Genomic DNA, 18,135 nt, shown 5'->3' on the forward strand with positions numbered 1-18,135 from the left:
CTTACTGTGGTCTGGTCAGCGAAGCGCTGATGGGCCAGACCGTGACGCTGATGGGCTGGGCCCACCGTCGCCGCGACCACGGCGGCGTGATCTTCATCGACCTGCGTGACCGCGAAGGCCTGGTGCAGGTGGTGTTCGACCCCGACCGCGCCGACACCTTCAAGACCGCCGAAGAGGTGCGCAACGAGTTCTGCGTGAAGATCACTGGCGTGGTGCGTGCCCGCCCGGCTGGCACCGAGAACGCCACCCTGACCAGCGGCAAGATCGAAGTGCTGGCGCACACGCTGGAGGTGCTCAACGCCTCGGTGACGCCGCCCTTCCCGCTCGACGACGAGAACCTGTCCGAGACGACTCGCCTGACGCACCGCGTGCTGGACCTGCGCCGCCCGTACATGCAGCGCAACCTGATGCTGCGCTACCGCGTGGCCATGGAAGCCCGCAAGTTCCTCGATGAGCACGGCTTCGTCGACATCGAAACCCCGATGCTGACCAAGAGCACGCCCGAAGGCGCGCGCGACTACCTCGTGCCCTCGCGTGTGCACGACGGCCACTTCTTCGCGCTGCCGCAATCGCCCCAGCTGTTCAAGCAGCTGCTGATGGTGGCCGGTTTCGACCGCTACTACCAGATCACCAAGTGCTTCCGTGACGAAGACTTGCGCGCTGACCGCCAGCCCGAATTCACCCAGATCGATATTGAAACGAGCTTCCTGCGCGAGCAGGAAATCCGCGACATGTTCGAAGGCATGATCCGCCACGTGTTCATGAAGGCACTGAACGTGGACCTGGGCGTGTACCCGGTCATGACGTATGCCGATGCCATGTTCCTGTACGGCTCGGACAAGCCCGACCTGCGCGTCAAGCTGCAGTTCACCGAACTGACCGAGGTGATGAAGGACGTGGACTTCAAGGTGTTCTCCACCCCCGCCACGACCAAGGGCGGCCGCGTGGTGGCCCTGAACGTGCCCGGCGGCGGTGCGATGTCGCGCGGCGAGATCGACGCCTACACCGAGTTCGTCAAGATCTACGGCGCCAAGGGCCTGGCCTGGATCAAGGTCAACGAAGTGGCCAAGGGCCGTGACGGCCTGCAATCGCCCATCGTCAAGAACCTGCACGACGCGGCCATCGCCGAGATCCTCAAGCGCACGGGCGCCAAGGACGGCGACCTGATCTTCTTCGGTGCCGACAAGGAAAAGGTCGTCAACGACGCGATCGGCGCGCTGCGCCTGAAGGTCGGCCACAGCGATTTCGGCAAGAAGAGCGGCCTGTTCGAAGACCGCTGGGCCCCGCTGTGGGTGGTCGATTTCCCGATGTTCGAGTACGACGACGAAGCCGACCGCTGGAATGCCGTGCACCACCCGTTCACCGCCCCGAAGGACGGCCACGAGGACTACATGGACACGGACCCGGGCAAGTGCATTGCCAAGGCCTACGACATGGTGCTCAACGGCTGGGAACTGGGTGGCGGCTCGATCCGTATCCACCGCGCCGAAGTGCAGAGCAAGGTGTTCACCGCGCTCAACATCAGCGACGAGGATGCCAAGGTGAAGTTCGGCTTCCTGCTGGACGCGCTGCAATACGGCGCACCGCCGCACGGTGGCCTGGCCTTCGGCCTGGACCGCCTGGTGACGCTGATGACCAAGGCCGAGTCCATCCGCGACGTGATCGCCTTCCCGAAGACGCAGCGCGCCCAGTGCCTGCTGACCGGCGCACCGTCGAACGTGGACGAGAAGCAGCTGCGCGAACTGCACATCCGTCTGCGCAATGCGCAGGTGGCGGCGGGCAACGCACAGGCCTAACGCTTGCGTGATGCCAGCGTGGCCCCCTGCCAGGGCCTGCCTTCTGAAAACCGCCCCCCTGGGGGCGGTTTTTGTTTGTGGGCGTGTGTTTTCGCCCATGCAACACTCTTGAATCCATGACGACGCCCCAGACAGTGTCCACCGACTCGCCCGACAAGATCCCGCAATCCGTGCTGGTCGTGATCCACACACCGGCGCTGGACGTGCTGCTGATCGAGCGCGCCAAGCAGCCCGGCTTCTGGCAGAGCGTGACAGGCTCGAAGGACACGCAAGACGAGGATTGGCGCACCACAGCCATCCGCGAAGTACATGAGGAAACCGGCATCCTGGTGGGCAGCGCGGGCATCCCTGACGAGGCCCTCACCGACTGGGCCATCGAGAACATCTACGAGATCTACCCCGTGTGGCGCCACCGCTACGCCCCGGGCGTCACCCACAACCTGGAGCGGGTCTTCGGGCTGTGCGTGCCGGCGGGCACACCCGTCACCCTGGCGCCACGCGAGCACACGGCGTACGCCTGGCTGCCGCTGCGCGAGGCGGCCGACCGCTGCTTCTCGCCCTCCAACGCCGAGGCGATCCTGCAGTTGCCGACAATCGGTAGCCGATGACACCCCGATGAAGACCAATAATGGACCACGTTCCACGGGTTGACGCGCGACAGGGGACATCCCAAACGCGCTAAGGTAGCGATCAGCATGACCACCGAGACACCGACGTGCTGAACCCGTTTCACTCGACCCTGCTGCCGCCGGCCGCCACCACCCTGTCCGCCAAGGGGCTGCGGGTGGCCACTTACAACATCCACAAGGGTGTGCGCGGCATGGGGCCCACCAAGCGCCTGGAGATCCACAACCTGGGCCTGGCCGTCGAGGCGCTGGACGCCGACATCGTCTGCCTGCAGGAGGTGCGCAGCTTCAACCACCAGGAGGCGCGCAAGTTCTCCGTGACGCAGTTCGGGCACGGCTGCTGGCCCGACAAACCCCAGGCTGATTACCTGGCGCCCGAAGGCTACGACGTGGCCTACCGCACCAATGCCACCACCAAGCACGGCGAGCATGGCAACGCCCTGCTCTCGCGCTGGCCCATCGGCAGCATCGGCCACCATGATGTGTCCGACCACCGCTTCGAGCAGCGCGGCCTGCTGCACGTGCCGGTGCAGTGGAATGGCATCGAGGTGCACGTGGTGGTGCTGCACCTGGGCCTGATCCACTCCAGCCGCGTGCGCCAGACCTCGCGTGTGGCCAAGCTGGTGGCCGAGCACCTGCCGCCCGATGCCCCGGTGGTCGTCGCCGGCGATTTCAACGACTGGAACGAGGCGCTGGACCACATCCTGATCGACGCCGGCCTGACACGCGCGCGCACGCTGATGGCCGAGCGCGTGCCCACCTACCCCTCGCGCGTGCCGGTGCTGGCACTGGACCGCGTCTACACCCGCGGGCTGCAGTGCCAATCCATCCTGGTGCCGCGCGGCACGGCCTGGGCCCGGCTGTCGGACCACCTGCCCCTGGTGGCGGAGTTCGAGCTGGCGTGATGCAAGGCCCCCCAAGGCATCTGAGCTTCGGCGACGGTGCCACGCAGTCCCTCTCGCTGGCCTGGTACGCCCAGCGCAGGCCGGTATTCACCGGCGGCAACCGCGTGGCCTTGCTGCGAGGCGGCGACGAGCTGTTCCCGGCGATGGTGCAGGCCATCGACGCCGCGCAAGAGAGCGTCTGGCTGGCCAACTACCTGACAGGCACCGGCGGCCAGGCCGATCTGGTATTTGAAGCACTGGCACGCGCGGTACGCCGCGGCGTGACCGTGCAGGTGGTGATGGACGGCGTGGGCTCACGCGAGGTGCCCGAGGCCTTCTGGCAAAGCCTGCGCCACCAAGGCATCCAGCTGGCCATCTACCGCCCAGTGGCAGGGCTGCTGTCGGCGCTCAACAGCCGCAACTGGCGGCGCATGCACCTCAAGCTGTGCGTGGTCGACGAGGACCTGGGCTTCGTGGGCGGCATCAATCTGATCGACGACCGCCATGACCTGGTGCATGGCTGGACCAGCCAGCCGCGCCTGGACTACGCCGTGCAGGTGCAGGGCCCCACCGCCCTGCCCGTGCAGCACACCATCCGGGCCATGTGGACACGCGCCACGCTGGGCCGCGACTGGCGCGACGACCTGATCGATTGGATGAAGGTGCCCGGCCGCATGAAGCGGCTGCGACGGGTGTGGCAGCAGGCTCGCCTGCGCTTGCCACCGGTAGAGCAAGGCCAGATCAGTGCCAGCGCGGGCATCCGCCTGCCGATGCGGGCCGCCTTCGTGCTGCGCGACAACCTGCGCCAGCGCCGCACCATCGAGCGGGCATCCTTGCAGGCCATCCAGCAGGCGCGCTCGAACGTGGACATCGTCACGCCCTATTTCTACCCCGGCCGGGCGCTGCGCCGCGCGCTCAAGCACGCTGCCGATCGGGGCGTGCGTGTGCGCTTGCTGCTGCAAGGCAAGGTGGATTACAAGATCGCCGCCATCGCCGCACGCGCCCTGTACGACGAGCTGCAGGCCCATGGTGTGCGCATCTTCGAATACCAGCCCTCGTGGCTGCATGCCAAGGTGCTGTGCGTGGACGACGAGTGGGCCACGGTGGGGTCTTCCAACCTGGATCCCCTGTCGATGCTGGTCAACCTGGAAGGCAACTTGATCGTGCGTGACCGGGGCTTTGCCAAGACGCTGGGCGCCGCGCTGGCCCGTGACTTTGCCGACAGCGCGGAAGTGCCACGGGTGAGCGATGTGACGCAGCCTCGATCGACACGCTGGATGCGCGGGGCGCTGAACTGGGCGGCAAAGCTGTACCTGCGGCTGGCGGGTGTGCGGCGACGGGATTGGCGCGACTGAGGCGCGAGATCGCCCCCTATGGGCCAGCGGATTCAGGCGCTCGACTCAGGTCATCGGCCCGCCACGCAGAGCCGCCAGCACTGCCCGTGGCGAGGCGGCGCCGGCCATTGCGCGGCAGAGGCGGGGCATTGTTCAGCGTCGTGCTGTGTCACCCATCGGCGTGCCAGCATCCAGCCCCCATGGGCCACCAGCGCCCCGGCTGCTGCAGGCGGCACCCATGCGGCAGCACGCGCCAGCACCTGGCGCAGGCTTTCGCCGCCACCCGGCGGGTGATCGGCGAAATCCATGCACCAGGCGTCCACTGGAGCCTGGCCAATGGCGGCCCACAGGCGGCCATCCCAATCACCGAAGTCAGCCTCGCGCAGTTCAGGCATCACCACATGGCGCCAGCCCCAACGGCGCAGCAGGCGGCCGACATCACGGCAGCGGCGCAGCTCCGAGGTGCACACCACCTTGGGTATGCCATGGCGTGCGGCCTCATGGCGAATGCGCCTTGCCAGTCTGCGGGCCTTGCGCGGGTCCAGGGCGAGATCGGTGTGGCCGATACAGCGGCCTTCGGCACCTTGGGCCCTGGGGTGGCGCCAGGCCCACCAGCCCGCGTCCGCGCAGGCACTCATCAGCGCACCCACGTGACCGGGTGCACCACCGCCAGCCAGGCCAGCAGGCTCAGCACCTCGGTGACCTGCTGGGCCGCGCCCAAGGTGTCACCCGTGTAGCCCCCCAGGCGCTTGCGCAGCCAGCGCACCAGCCACCCGGTTCCCAGCAGCACCGCCAGCGTGGCCCAGCCCATGGCTTGCCACAAGGTGGGCACCGGCCAGCCGATGTGCCCCACCCAGGCCACCAGGGCCAGGCTGACCAATGCCCAAGCCGTCACGGCCCCCAGCACACCGCCCCAGGAGACACCCGTGGCCAGCGGCTTGGCCTTGGCGTGCTCGACATCGCCCGCATAGGGCAGCAAGCGGATCAGCAGCACCGGCGTCAGGCGCGAGGTGGTGTGGCTCCAGACCAGGGCCATCAGCGTCCAGCCCAGCAGCACCTGGTGCACATGGCTGCTCTGGGCCTCGCTGAGTTCACCCAGCACCGGAGCCAGCAGGTTGGTCAACACGGCGGCCTTGAGCCCCAGCATCAGCCCCAGGCCCAGGGCGCCGTAGCTGCCCAGGCGCGAATCCTTCATGATGGTCAGCGCCCGCTCACGGTTCACGGCGCCGCCCAGGCCGTCACAGGTGTCGGCCCAGCCATCTTCATGGAAGCCGCCGGTCATCCACACCGTGGCCGCCATGCTCAGCAGCACGGCCACCAGAGGCGGCCAGGCCAGGCTGGCGGCGGCCAGCACCAGGGCCCCGAGCACGCCCACGCAGGCCCCCACCAGCGGGAAGTAGCGCGCGCAGGCCTGCAGCCATGCAGGCTTGAAGCCTACCCAGCTTGGCACCGGCACACGCGTGAAGAACTGCAGCGCGATGAAGAACAGACGCAGTTCCAGAAGCAGACGTGACGTGATCGAGCGGAGCATGGCTGATGCAAAAGGTGCTGGACTCAGGCCTGCCGCTCGCTCACCCCGGCATCGGCGAAGCTGGCCATCTCGCGCAGGATACGGCACGCTGACGCCAGCAGGGGCCAGGCCAGGGCCGCGCCAGAGCCTTCGCCCAGGCGCAAGCCCAGGTGCAGCAGCGGCTCGGCGCCCAACCAAGCCAGCAGGCGCGCATGGCCGGATTCATCGGACTGGTGGGCGAATACGCAGCGCTGCAGCACCAGTGGCTGCAAGGCCTGAGCCACCAGCACGGCGCTGGTGGTGATGAAGCCATCGACCACGATCACACGGTTCTGCGCGGCGGCTTCGAGCACGGCGCCGCACATCATCGCCACCTCGAAGCCGCCCAGGGCGGCCAGGGCCTGCAGGGGCTGTGTGGCGCCAGCATTGGCCTGCAGCGCCTGGCGCAGCACGGACAGCTTGCGTTTCATGCCGGCATCGTCCAGACCGGTGCCACGGCCCACGCACTGGGGCAACGGCGTGCCCGTCAGACGGCTCATCAGCAAGGCCGCCGCAGAGGTGTTGCCAATGCCCATCTCGCCCAGCAGCAGGGCATTGCCGGGCAATTGCCTGACCACGTCTGCACCCGCAGCCAATGCCGCGTGGCACTGTGCCAGGGTCATGGCCGGCCCCTGGGATGCGTCCGCCGTACCGGGCGCGATCTTGCGGATCTGCAGACCCTCACGCGGGGCGATGTCGCGCGCCACACCAGCATCGACCACGGTGAGCGCCAGGCCATGCTGACGCGCCAGCACGCTGATGGCCGCGCCACCGGCCAGGAAGTTCTCGACCATCTGCCAGGTCACATCACTGGGAAAGGCCGATACGCCGTGCGCCGCCAGGCCGTGATCACCCGCGAACACCACCGCCTGGGCATGCGACAAGGTGGGGGCCTCGCTGCCCAGAATCAACCCGAGCTGCAGCGCCAAGGATTCCAGCCGACCCAGCGAGCCCAGGGGCTTGGTCTTGGTGTCGATGCGATGGCGCAGGTGCTGGGCCAGATCGGCATCGCGCAAATCGCGGACGGGAGGCAGGGAAAAGGCAGAAGGCTCGGACATGGCAGGAAAGCGGGGAGAAAAGGTAGGAAGGGGCTCAGGCCCCGTCGATCAGACTGGCCAGGGCGCCGGGGGCGAAATGTTGATCGATGTAATCGGCCAAGCCGTCCATGACACGGTCAAGCGACGGTGCTTGCGCACCAAACAGGGCGCGCATCACGGCGGCGTCTTCGAACAGGCCATGCAGGTACAGGCCCAGCACCTGGCCCTTGCACCAGCCGAGCGGGTGCCCTTCGCCATCGTGCAGGACAGCCTGGGTGCGCCTGAGCAAGGGAGCCGCCTGCGTCGCCACGGGCTGGGCATCGGTACGGCCATGGTGGATCTCGTAGCCGAGCGCACACACACCCGCCAGCGCCTGCCATGGGCTGGCAGACGCATCGAGCGCGGCGAAGGTCTCCGCATTGCTGAAAGTGGCGCCGGTTTCCCGCAGCAGCTTGTGCGCGTCGAAACGAGTGTGCAGGTCCAGCAGGCCCAGCCCTTCCACCACGGCACCGGCATGGCCCTCCACCCCATCGGGATCGCTCAGACTGTGCCCCAGCATCTGCAGGCCGCCGCAGATGCCAAGCACAGCCCCACCCCGCCGCGCATGCTCGATCACGGCGCGGTCCAGCCCATGGGTCCGCAGCCAGGCCAGATCAGCCCTGGTGTGCTTGGAGCCCGGCAGGATCACCCAGTCGGCGCCATCCAGATCACGCGGATGCCTGGCCCACACCAGGCGCACACCAGGCGCGCTGCGCAGCGGCTGGAACTCGTCGAGGTTGCTGATGCGTGGGCAGGCCAGCACGGCGATGCGGCGCACGCTGGCATCGTTGACGATGGGGCCAGTGGCGCGGTCATCGAACACGCCGTCTTCCTCGGGCAGGCCGTGGCCGCGCCACATGGGCAGCACGGCCAGCGTGGGCACGCCGGTCAAAGCCTGCAATTGATCGGGCCCGGGCGCGAGCAAGCTGGCATCGCCCCGGAAGCGGTTGAGCACGAAGCCCTTGATCAAGGCACGCTCGTGCTCAGGCAGTAACTGGTGCGTGCCGTAAAGATGGGCGAAGGCACCGCCCCGGTCGATGTCGGTGACCAGCAGGCAACGGGCTTGGGCATGCAGCGCCGTGCGCATGTTGACGTAGTCGCTGGCGTGCAGGTTGATCTCGGCGGGTGAGCCGGCACCTTCGATCACGACCACATCCTGCGTGGCCATGAGCTCATCAAGCGCGGCACGCGCATGCGGCCACACATGGTTGCTGCGCTCGCGCCAGGGCACGTGACGCAGTTCGTCATGCACCTGCCCCATCACGATGACCTGGCTGGCCGTGTCCTGCTCGGGCTTGAGCAGCACGGGGTTCATGCGCACGTCGGGCCGCACGCGGGCAGCCTGGGCTTGAAAGTACTGTGCGCTGCCAATCTCGCCCAAATGGCCATCCAGGCCAGGCACGACACGCGCGTTGTTGCTCATGTTCTGCGCCTTGAAGGGCGCCACGCGCAGGCCCTGCCGCGCATACCAGCGGCACAGGGCCGTGGCCAGCCAGCTCTTGCCGGCACCACTGGTGGTGCCCAGCACCATCACCGCACGGGCGATCATGAGCGCGTCCGCCCCTCAGTCCTCGATGCCCCGCTGCGCGGGGATGCCCGCCTCATAGGCATGCTTGACCTTGCGCATCTCCGTGACGGTGTCCGCGATGGCCACGATCTCCGGCGGGCAATCGCGGCCAGTCAAGACCACGTGCACATCGCGTGGCCGCTGGCTCAGCGTCTGCACCACTTCGTCCAGCGGCAGCCAGCCGTAGATCAAGGGGTAGGTGATTTCATCCAGCACGACCAGGAAGTGTTCGCCAGCATTGATGAGCGCAGCGGCACGGGCCCAGCCCTGACGGGCCAGTTCGGCCGAGTGCTCCAGATCCTTGCTCTTCCAGCTGAAGCCATCGCCCAGCCCTTCGACCGGCAAGCCCAGCGCCTCGAAGGCACGGTGCTCGCCAAAGCGAGCACTGGGCACCTTCATGAACTGGTAGACCTTGACGGCCTTGCCTCGGCCATGCGCGCGCAGCGCCAGGCCGAAGGCGGCCGTGCTCTTGCCTTTGCCATCACCCGTGTTGACGATGAGCAGGCCACGCCGCTCGGTGCGCTCGGGCTGTTGCGGGGCTTCGGTGGGCGGGGATTGCAGGTCCATGAGGGTCTCGACAGTATGAGTGAGATGCGCGCCGGCTGGCGCTTAAAACCGTGGCAAAGCGGTCCAGCGGCCATCGTGCAGTGTCACGGCCACGGCCCGGTCGAACACGTCCTCCAGCACGCGGTGCACGGCAGGATCATCGGTGCGCCCTTCGGCCAGCAGACGCCCTTGCTTCATCACCGCCAGGCGATCGGCGGCCAGGGCCAGCGGCAGCTCGTGCAGCACGCTGATGATGCACCGGCCTTGTGCGGCCTCGCGGCGCAGCACCTGGGCTACCAGGCGCTGATGAGGCACATCCAGGTGGGACACCGGCTCGTCGAGCAGCAGCACCGGGGCCTGCACAGCCAGTGCGCGCGCCAGCATCACCCGCTGGCGTTCACCACCGGACAGGGCGCCCAGCGGACGGCTGCGCGCCCAGGCCATGTCGGTATCGGCCAGGGCTTGGTCCACCGCCGCGCGATCCCGCGCATCAGCCCCTTGCCAGCCCAGCCAGCCTTGGTAGGGCAGACGGCCCAGCGCCACCACATCGGCCACCGCCATGGCTGGATCGCCCGCCACATCCTGCCCCAGCCATGCCAGCTGGCGCGCGCGCTCGGCGGCAGGCATGTCCAACCAAGGGTGGCCCTGCAGATGCGCCTGGCCAGCCGTCAGCGGCATCAGCCCTGCGAGGCAGCGCAGCAAGGTCGACTTGCCTGCGCCATTGGGCCCCACGATGGCCAGCCACTGGCCGGCGTGGGCGGACAGGCTCACATCGTGCAGCACGGGCTGGCGGCCATGGGCGGCACCCAAGCCTTTGGCCTGCAGCGCGATGACGGGGGCAGCAGCGATGCTCATGCGCGCCTCCGGTGCAGCAGCACCAGCAGGTAGACACCGCCGAGCACCGCCGTCAATACACCCACCGGCAGCTCTTGCGGGGCGATCAGCCAACGCGCCAGCACATCCGCCGCCATCATCAGCCCGCCGCCCATCGCCGTGGCGGCCACCAGCATGTGCGCATGCCGGGCCCCTGCCCAGGGCCGCACCAGGTGCGGTGCCACCAGGCCCACAAAAGCGATCAAGCCCGCCTGGGCCACGGCCGCGGCGGTGGCCAGCGCCAGCATCCCCACCAGCACCGCGCGGGTCAAACCCAGCGGGATGCCCAGCGTACGGGCTGTGTCCTCGCCCAGGCTGAGCGCATCAAGCACCTTGGCCAGGCCCTGCGCCACGGGCCATGCCAACAACAGCACGGCCGCCATCACGCCACAGGCCTGCCAGCCCAGCAGCGCCGTGCTGCCCAGCATGAAGGCCTGCATCACGCGCCAGGCCTCGGCAGACCACACCATCAGCAATTGCGTCATCGCGCCCAGCACCACGCCCACCACCACACCGGCCAGCAGCAGGCGCATGGTGTGGCCCGCTCCGCGAGACATCAGCAAGGTCAGCATCACCCCACCGACCGATCCGACGAAGGCGGCGCCCGTCAGGCCCACGCGCGCCCACCAGTCCTGGCCGGCCAGCCACGGCACGCCCAGCGTCAACACCACGGCCATGCACAAGGCCGCGCCGGCAGCACTGCCCAGCAGGTAGGGCTCGGCCAGCGGGTTGCGAAACAGGCCCTGGGCAATGGCGCCCGCCAGGCCCAGCAGCGCACCCACCAGCCAGGCCCCCAGGGTGCGCGGCGCACGGATGTCCCAGAGGATCCGGGCCAGCGTGCCATCAGGGTCTGGCGCCCAGGGCGCCTGCCAGCCGATGCTGCCCGTGCCCAGGCCCAGCACGGCCATGGAGATGGTCAGCGCCAGGATGATCGACAGACCGCCCCAGCGTGCTGTTGCATGCCCGGAGCTCATCAGCGAGGGCCCCTGGGGGCCGTGTCCTTGAGGCACTGCGCCAGAAAACGGGCAGCCTGCCCCAGCCGCGGGCCGGGCCGTGACAGCACATCGTAGGCTTCGGCAGGCACAGCGCACACGCGCCCGGCCTGAATGGCCTGCAGCCGGTTCCAGCCTGGGCGCCGGGGCAGCCCTGGGGCGTCCTCCGCCGCCAGGATGATCACATCGGGGTCCACACGCACGATGAACTCCGGCCCCAGGCGGGGAAAAGGCCCCAGCGCCGCGGGCACCACATTGCGGGCGCCCAGCCGCGCCAGCAACTCACCGATGTACGACGACTCGCCCGCTGCGTACAGCGTGTTGCTGATCTCGAAATACACACGCGAGCCCCGCGCCGCAGCCGGCACCAGCACATGGGCCTCGCGAACCTCCGCCTGCAAGGCCTGCCAGTGCCGCTCGCCCAGAGCCGGCTGTCCAAGCAGCGCCGCCACGGTGTTGAGCAGTTGATGCAGCTGGGCCAGGTTCTGCGCGTCCAGTTCGGCCACGGTCAGGCCCAGCCCTCGCAGCCGCTGGGCCAGACGCGACGACGCAGACAACAGCACCAGATCGGGCCGCTGCGCCACCACCATCTCCACATTGGCATCGTCCAGCCCACCCGCCTTGGGCAGGCGTTGAACCGACGCGGGCCAGTTGGACCAGCGATCCGTCGCCACCAGCTTGTCGCACGCGCCCAGCACACACACGGCCTCGGTCAGCGAGGGCAGCAGGCTGACGATGCGTTGGGGCGGTGCGGCCAGCGTGACCACCATGCCGTGCTGGTCCGTGATGCGAATGGGCTCGGCCCATGCGTGAGCGGCCCACAACAGTGCCGCGGCCAGCAAGCTTCGCAGACAAACGGTCACGCCCAGCGCTCCACGGCACGTGTCCAGGGCTGACCAGCAGCCATCAGGGTAATGTGACCGCAGCACTGCGCCACATCCTGGTTCAAGCGCCCCAGTTCATCCACGAACTGACGCACCACGGCGCCCATCGGGATCACACCCCAGCCGATTTCGTTGGACACCAGCACGACGGGGCCGGGCAGGCTTGGCAGCACAGACAGCAACTCCGACCGCAATGCCTCCCAGGAGCGGCCTGGCGCATGGCCCGCATCGCCGTGTACGGCGGGCATCAGCACATTGGTCAGCCACAAGGTCAGGCAATCGACCACCACCAGACGCTCAGGCAAAGATGCCTGGCGCAGCGCGTGCCCCAGTTCATGGGGCTCCTCGACCGTGATGAAGCCGGCTGGCCGATCCTGCCGATGGCGTTCGATGCGCGCTTGCATCTCGTCATCCGACGGCAAGGCCGTGGCCAGCACGGCCACCTCACGCCCCGCAGCGCCGTTCAGCCAGGCCTGCGCCAGGCGTTCGGCCTGGCGTGACTTGCCACTGCGCTGGCCGCCGAGGATGAGGTGGTGCTGAGGAGCGGATGCCTGCATGGCCTGTGGTCAGAAGCGTCGAGACACGGTAGCACGCCAGGCGCGGCCAGTTTCCGGGTACAACGAACCGCTGGTGCACGAGTAGGCCATGTTATAGGTGTCTCGGTCCGCCAGGTTGGTCACGCCCACCGAGGCGGTCCACAGCTTGTCTGTCCATTGGTAGCGGGCATCCAGCAAGGTGGATGATGGGATCCGGCGTGCACAGTTGTTGTAGACGTCGTTGTTGAAGCGGATCGACGACAGGTACTGTGCACCACCATCCACGCGGTGCTGCTCATTGAACTGATAGCCCACACGCCACGTCAGCGAACGGTTGGCCACCAGTGGCACCTGTTTGCCATCGAGCGGGCCACCCGTGAAGCGCGCGGTCAGCGCCTGCGCCGTCACCTGCGTAGACCAGCCATTGACCCAAGCCCAACGCGTGTCCACTTCCACGCCCTGACGGCGCAGCGGCGCCAGGTTCGCATTGGCACCGTTGATGGGGTCGTAGTCGATCTCGTCGCGTGTGTTCTGGCGGAACACACGCAAGGTGGCCGACTGTCCGCCCTGGAGCCACTTGATGCCGGCCTCCCAGTCGCGGTTGATCTGCGGGCGCAGCGGCTGGCTCATGACAGCATAGCCATACTCGTCAGCAGTAGGCAGGCGATAGGAACGCGCCGTGCGGGCGTACACATCGATCGAGGGCAACACGGTCTGGCTCACACCGACATCCCAGGCCTTGAGCGTGTCGTTGCGGTCGTAGCTGGTGAAGCCGCTGTAGGCCGTGACGTTGCCGGCATGCTCATGCCGCGCGCCCACCGACAGGCGGGTCTTGCTGGGCAGGCTCAGGTTGAGCTGGCCGAACCAGGCGCGCGTGGTCTGCTCGCTGTCCTGACCATAGCCCGTGTTGGCCAACGTCCAGCGCTGCCAGTCCAGGCCCACGACGCCTTGCAGCGACAGGTCCTGCGCCCAACGCACTGTGTGCTCGGCCGTGGCGGTAGCCTGGTCCGTGTGGCTACGCCAAAAGCGCTCCGAACCATACTGATAGAAGCGCGAAGCCCGCTCGCGCGAGGCCGCATCGAACTTCACCACCGTGGCGCCCTGCGCCCACCGCACACCTGCGGCGCGGTTGGTCTCGTCCGTCTGGCCCCAGTCATCCGGCGTAAGGGTCTGACGGGGATCAGCACTGAACTGCGCGAATGACAGAGAGCCCGGCAGACCCGAGGTCTGGTGCTCCTGCTGCAAGCGCCCGTGCAGCGTGAACGCGCCGAGCTTGACGGAGCCCTGGATACCGCCCACGTCCTGCCGGTAGTCGCCGTTGTCACGATAGCCATCGGTCGACAGGCGTTTCACATCGGCATCGATCCACCAATCCTTGCCGCCATGGGACACATTGCCGGACACCTCGTGCCCATCGAAAGACTCCACCGATGCCGCGACCCGGCCATGCCAGCCCGGTGCGCGCTCGTCCTTGAGAATCACGTTGATCACGCCCGCCGAGGCACCCGCCCCCCACTGCACGCTCTGGCCACCACGCACGATCTCGATGCGTTCGATCTGATCCACGGGGATGGCCGTCAGGCGAGGCGAGACCATCTGGGCCTCGTTCGTGCGGATGCCGTTGATCAGCACGACCTGGTTCAGATCGGCCGTGGCACCAAAGCCGCGCAGGCTCAAGCTGTTGTCACGCCCACCGAACAAGTCCGTGCGGCCAGGCACGCCGCCCAGCCGACGGATGGCTTCGTTGGCATCTCGCACGCCGGCACGCTGCATATCCTCGGCCGTGATCACGGTAGCGCCCACAGGGGCATGCTGCAGAGGCATTTCGGCGCGCGAAGCGGTCACCACCACCGGCTCGAGCGGGGTCTTGGACTCCGCCTGGGCCAGTGCGCCACCAGCGGTCATGGACAACACCGCGACGGCCACGGCCGAACGCACCCAAGGCGCAGTACGCACCGAGTTCAAGCGCAACATGATTGAAAAACACACAGGACAAAAGCCCCGCCGGCATCCCCGCCAGGCATGAGGCGACATGGCGCGACAGCACGGCCCCAGGCCCTGTGCCATCACACCCCCTGCTGGCCGGTATCCGGGCTGGGCGGTTCGACCCGTGAAGCCTTCCCAGATGCGTGAACACCCAGTGGCTGTAAAACACGAGCGAAGCCCCTTGCAGGGCTTGACCGCCGACCGTTGCGGGGGCAGCGCAAGTCGGGCTGGCACCGGTGGTGCGTCAGACCCTCTTGCTTCCCGTTTAACTGCGCCGAGTGAACCCCGGCGCGAGCACCAACGGGCGGCATTGTAAGGCGAGTGACCAAAGCGCGTAAGGGAACGTAAGGGCGCGCCCCAGCCTGCGCGCCGGTTTCGCCGCCTACAATCCGGGTTCCGCCTCCGCAGAGGCCACCATGGGAGCGAGGGCCCACCCTCATGTCCAGGATCGAAGACCTGACCGACCGCGTCGAGCGCCTGCTGCTGCGCCACGAGGAACTGCAGCGCACCAACGCCCTGCTGCAGCAGCAACTGCAGGTGACCACGCAAGAGCGTGATTCGCTGCGCGCGCGCCTGTCGGCCGCCCGTGCCCGCATCGACACCCTGATCGACAAATTGCCCGCCCCCGCCTCGGCCACCGCCGGCGAGGACGACGAGCTCCCGCCTGACGACCGCGCATGAAACAGATCGAAGTCTCCATCATGGGGCAGAGCTACCTGCTGGGCTGCCCCGACGGCGGCGAGCCGCAACTGCGTCAGGCCGTCAGCCACGTGGACCGCGAGATGTGTGCCATCCGCGACGCCGGCAAGCTCAAGGCGCGCGAGCGCATCGCCGTGCTGGCCGCCCTGAACCTGGCCTACGAGCTGGCCTCGATGCCGCCCCCCAGCGCCGCCACGCCCTCCGCAGAAGCGTCCGCCCAATCCGGCGACAACGCCGTGTCCAAGGAATACCTGGACACCCTGATCACACGGCTGGACGCCACGCTCAACGACGACGGCCACCTGCTGTAAACCCGCAGCGCGTCTGTTGTCGATCTGTCAACTAAACCCGCAAGCCACACGCAGCTTAGGGTTTGCGGTTCAGGGCTCGGGCCTACAATGAAGGTGTTCGTCGCGTTCGCGGAAGCCAATATTTCCTTGAACCGATGCTCATTGAGCCAGGGCCTGGAACATTGCTTGGCTGGTGCGATCGTCTCGCGTCAGATGAACCCGAAGTCAAGCTGACCTCGCCCACCTGAATCCCCTGGGTTCAGGAGTGCGGTGACTGGTTCGCGGCGGACACCTATTCAACAAAAAACCGGCCGGTGCTTTGAAGCCCGTGCCGGTTTTTTCTTGGGCGCTGCGCCCTGCAGCGGGGCAGTGACAGCAGCCAGGTGATTCAGTTCAGCCCGCGGGCACGAACTGGATGCTGGCCAGCGTGAGGTGGTTGCCGCCCTTCTCGCGCGAGATGCCCATGGCGCGGTCGGCGCTGCGCATCAACTCTTCAACCGAGCCGGCCGTATGCGGGAAGCTGGCGATGCCCATGCTGACGGTGAAGGGGATCTGCTGGCCGTTGTAGGCCACGATGTGCTGCGAGCACTGCTTGCGCAGGTGCTCCATGCGCGAGTGCGCCGTGGCCAGGCCCACGCCCGACAGCAGCACCACGAAGCGGTCGCCGCCAAGGCGGCAGGGGGAATCCATCGCGCGGGTGTTGGCGCGCAACAGGCGGCCCAGGGCCTCGACCACGCGCTCGCAGCTGTCGGCCCCGTAGGTCTGGCGGATCTCGTCCATGCCATCGACCGACACGGACACGATGGCGAACTCACGCTGCTCGCGGCTGGACAGGTCAGCCTCGCGGCGCAGTTGTTCTTCGAAGTGGGCGCGGTGGTACAGGCCCGACACGTTGTCGCGGACCTGGTTGTCCTCCATCTCGCGGCGCAACTCGGCATTGGCCAGTTGCTGCTGCTCGAGCTGCTTGAACGCGGCCTGCAACTGCTGCTCGCGCTTGCGCTGCTCGGTGATGTCCTGCCAACTGCTCAGCACACGCGAAGGCTGGCCTGATTCATCACGCAGGGACTGGCGCCACACCAGGTATTCACGGCGCTCGCCCTGGCGCTCCAGGCGGTGCTCGGCGGCAAAACCATTGCTCAGGGCCACGGCCTGCTGATCGGCCGCGCGCAGGGCCACGGCCTGCACGGCATCGAACAGTTCAGCGTCTGTTGCGCCCAGGGGATCACGTGCCCCGGCCCACAGGGTGCGAGCGGCAGCACTGGCGTATTCATAGCGGCCGGTGCCCAGGTGCTTGATCAGCACGCCCGCGCCCAACTGCTCCAGGCTGTGGACCAAGGCGTCCTCCAGCCCGTTCAGTCGCGGGGCCACCGTCGCGAGAGAATCGGCCATGTCGTTCATTGCTGTCGTTGTCTCAACCGGGGGGAGCGAAAATCCCGAACATGCGCTATGTTGGCGCAAATTCAAGGCAGCGGCTGTCCTTCAAACAAGGGATCAACATGGCCTTTGCCTCGTTTGACGGACATTTTGCTCATCAATGAGCGGATTAGCGAGTTTCAAGATGCGACGAATCAGCCTGCTGGGCTGCGGCTTGATGGGTGCGCCCATGGCGCGGCGCTTGGCGACAGCGGGTTTTCCCTTGACTTTGTGGAACCGGACACGGGCCAAGGCCCAAGCGCTGGCCGACACCGGCGCCCGGATCGCCGACACCCCGGCCCAGGCCGTGGCCGACGCGGACATCGTCATCACCATGCTGGAACATGGTGGCGTGGTGGCCGAGGTGCTGTTCGGCGGCCTTGGCCTGCCCGCGCAGGAGGCAGCCGCGGCCGGCCTGCAGCCCGGCGCCCTGGTGGTGGACATGAGCTCCATCCTGCCCGAGCAGGCGCGTGACCATGCCCAGCGCTTGGCGACCATGGGCTGCGCCGCACTGGACGCACCGGTGTCCGGCGGCACCCTGGGGGCGGAAGCCGGCACCCTGGCCATCATGGCCGGCGGTGAGGCAGCCGATGTGGAACGCGCCCGCGAGGCCCTGCAGGCCATGGGCCGGCCCGTGCACGTGGGCCCTGCCGGCAGCGGGCAGCTGGCCAAGCTGGCCAACCAGATGATCGTGGGCATCACCATCGGCGCGGTGGCCGAGGCCTTGCTGCTGGCCGAGCGTGGCGGCGCCGACCCAGCCAAGGTGCGCGAAGCCCTGCGCGGCGGCTTCGCCGAAAGCCGGATCCTGGAGGTGCACGGGCAGCGCATGGTGCAAGGCGATTTCGCCAAACGCGGGGCCCTGGCCATCCAGCTCAAGGACATGCGCAATGCGCTGCATACGGCAGCCGGCATGGGCTTTGATGCGCCCATCACCAATGCACTGACCGCGCTGTACGCCTCTGCGGCCGATCACGGCTTGGCCGATCTGGATCAAGCAGCACTGTTCAAGGAACTGCAGCACCGCCAGGACAAGGCTTGATCCAAGCCAAGAGCAGGCGCCCTGGCAAGGCTGCCATTTTTGCTA

18 protein-coding genes and 1 riboswitch are annotated in these 18,135 nt (G+C 67.7%); of the genes, 7 read left to right on the forward strand and 11 right to left on the reverse strand.

What is annotated here, in order from left to right:
- The 4 genes from aspS to clsB all read left to right on the forward strand — a co-directional run.
- A partial coding sequence (gene aspS / locus WAQ08_RS04015) for an aspartate--tRNA ligase (RefSeq protein WP_422189348.1) occupies positions 1 to 1,796 on the forward strand: 1,796 nt, incomplete at its 5' end.
- 116 nt (positions 1,797 to 1,912) lie between these two features.
- Positions 1,913 to 2,404 (forward strand): dihydroneopterin triphosphate diphosphatase, encoded by a 492-nt coding sequence (gene nudB, locus WAQ08_RS04020; protein WP_422189349.1) that lies wholly within the window; start codon positions 1,913 to 1,915, stop codon positions 2,402 to 2,404.
- 110 nt (positions 2,405 to 2,514) lie between these two features.
- Complete coding sequence (locus tag WAQ08_RS04025; RefSeq protein WP_422189463.1) at positions 2,515 to 3,327, forward strand: endonuclease/exonuclease/phosphatase family protein; 813 nt, start codon at positions 2,515 to 2,517, stop codon at positions 3,325 to 3,327.
- Positions 3,327 to 4,661 carry a cardiolipin synthase ClsB gene (clsB, locus tag WAQ08_RS04030; protein ID WP_422189350.1) on the forward strand — a complete coding sequence of 445 codons (1,335 nt, stop codon included), beginning with the start codon at positions 3,327 to 3,329 and terminating at the stop codon, positions 4,659 to 4,661. The genes WAQ08_RS04025 and clsB overlap by 1 nt, the downstream gene beginning before the upstream one ends.
- A 50-nt stretch (positions 4,662 to 4,711) precedes the next feature.
- Here the strand turns inward: clsB and WAQ08_RS04035 are convergent, their stop codons facing one another.
- Genes WAQ08_RS04035 through WAQ08_RS04080 form a run of 10 tightly spaced genes read right to left on the reverse strand, consistent with a single transcriptional unit; the run spans position 4,712 to position 14,619 of the window.
- Positions 4,712 to 5,278, reverse strand: a complete 567-nt coding sequence (locus tag WAQ08_RS04035) for a histidine phosphatase family protein (protein WP_422189351.1) — start codon at positions 5,276 to 5,278, stop codon at positions 4,712 to 4,714.
- Positions 5,278 to 6,171: an adenosylcobinamide-GDP ribazoletransferase gene (locus tag WAQ08_RS04040; protein ID WP_422189352.1), complete on the reverse strand. Its 894-nt coding sequence runs from the start codon at positions 6,169 to 6,171 to the stop codon at positions 5,278 to 5,280. Before WAQ08_RS04040 ends, WAQ08_RS04035 begins: the two co-directional genes overlap by 1 nt.
- Before the next feature lie 23 nt (positions 6,172 to 6,194).
- Complete coding sequence (gene cobT, locus WAQ08_RS04045) at positions 6,195 to 7,247, reverse strand: nicotinate-nucleotide--dimethylbenzimidazole phosphoribosyltransferase (RefSeq protein WP_422189353.1); 1,053 nt, start codon at positions 7,245 to 7,247, stop codon at positions 6,195 to 6,197.
- 34 nt (positions 7,248 to 7,281) lie between these two features.
- Positions 7,282 to 8,814 carry a cobyric acid synthase gene (locus WAQ08_RS04050; protein ID WP_422189354.1) on the reverse strand — a complete coding sequence of 511 codons (1,533 nt, stop codon included), beginning with the start codon at positions 8,812 to 8,814 and terminating at the stop codon, positions 7,282 to 7,284.
- Between the two features lie 15 nt (positions 8,815 to 8,829).
- Positions 8,830 to 9,399, reverse strand: coding sequence for a cob(I)yrinic acid a,c-diamide adenosyltransferase (cobO, locus tag WAQ08_RS04055; RefSeq protein ID WP_422189355.1), 570 nt, complete (start codon positions 9,397 to 9,399; stop codon positions 8,830 to 8,832).
- A gap of 42 nt (positions 9,400 to 9,441) precedes the next feature.
- The gene (locus WAQ08_RS04060) at positions 9,442 to 10,233 is read right to left on the reverse strand and encodes an ABC transporter ATP-binding protein (RefSeq protein WP_422189356.1); all 792 of its coding nucleotides are present in this window, start codon (positions 10,231 to 10,233) and stop codon (positions 9,442 to 9,444) included.
- Positions 10,230 to 11,225 carry a FecCD family ABC transporter permease gene (locus WAQ08_RS04065; protein ID WP_422189357.1) on the reverse strand — a complete coding sequence of 332 codons (996 nt, stop codon included), beginning with the start codon at positions 11,223 to 11,225 and terminating at the stop codon, positions 10,230 to 10,232. Before WAQ08_RS04065 ends, WAQ08_RS04060 begins: the two co-directional genes overlap by 4 nt.
- Complete coding sequence (locus tag WAQ08_RS04070; RefSeq protein ID WP_422189358.1) at positions 11,225 to 12,106, reverse strand: ABC transporter substrate-binding protein; 882 nt, start codon at positions 12,104 to 12,106, stop codon at positions 11,225 to 11,227. Before WAQ08_RS04070 ends, WAQ08_RS04065 begins: the two co-directional genes overlap by 1 nt.
- Complete coding sequence (cobU, locus tag WAQ08_RS04075; protein WP_422189359.1) at positions 12,103 to 12,684, reverse strand: bifunctional adenosylcobinamide kinase/adenosylcobinamide-phosphate guanylyltransferase; 582 nt, start codon at positions 12,682 to 12,684, stop codon at positions 12,103 to 12,105. Before cobU ends, WAQ08_RS04070 begins: the two co-directional genes overlap by 4 nt.
- A 9-nt stretch (positions 12,685 to 12,693) precedes the next feature.
- A complete protein-coding gene (locus tag WAQ08_RS04080; protein ID WP_422189464.1) occupies positions 12,694 to 14,619 on the reverse strand; it encodes a TonB-dependent receptor in 1,926 nt (641 codons plus the stop codon).
- A 107-nt stretch (positions 14,620 to 14,726) separates the two neighbouring features.
- Positions 14,727 to 14,966, reverse strand: a riboswitch (cobalamin riboswitch).
- A 121-nt stretch (positions 14,967 to 15,087) separates the two neighbouring features.
- On the opposite strand from WAQ08_RS04080, the gene WAQ08_RS04085 reads away from it, so the two are divergent.
- On the forward strand, positions 15,088 to 15,330 hold the full coding sequence (locus WAQ08_RS04085) for a DUF904 domain-containing protein (protein WP_422189360.1): 243 nt from the start codon (positions 15,088 to 15,090) through the stop codon (positions 15,328 to 15,330).
- A complete protein-coding gene (locus tag WAQ08_RS04090) occupies positions 15,327 to 15,659 on the forward strand; it encodes a cell division protein ZapA (protein ID WP_422189361.1) in 333 nt (110 codons plus the stop codon). Before WAQ08_RS04085 ends, WAQ08_RS04090 begins: the two co-directional genes overlap by 4 nt.
- A gap of 372 nt (positions 15,660 to 16,031) precedes the next feature.
- Here WAQ08_RS04090 and WAQ08_RS04095 read toward each other — a convergent pair whose 3' ends face one another.
- Positions 16,032 to 17,027 (reverse strand): GGDEF domain-containing protein, encoded by a 996-nt coding sequence (locus WAQ08_RS04095; RefSeq protein ID WP_422189362.1) that lies wholly within the window; start codon positions 17,025 to 17,027, stop codon positions 16,032 to 16,034.
- A gap of 169 nt (positions 17,028 to 17,196) precedes the next feature.
- On the opposite strand from WAQ08_RS04095, the gene WAQ08_RS04100 reads away from it, so the two are divergent.
- Positions 17,197 to 18,090: an NAD(P)-dependent oxidoreductase gene (locus WAQ08_RS04100; RefSeq protein WP_422189363.1), complete on the forward strand. Its 894-nt coding sequence runs from the start codon at positions 17,197 to 17,199 to the stop codon at positions 18,088 to 18,090.
- Positions 18,091 to 18,135: the final 45 nt, after the last annotated feature.

Origin of the sequence: Aquabacterium sp. (genome assembly GCF_049274795.1) — a bacterium.
Lineage (GTDB): Bacteria > Pseudomonadota > Gammaproteobacteria > Burkholderiales > Burkholderiaceae_C > Aquabacterium.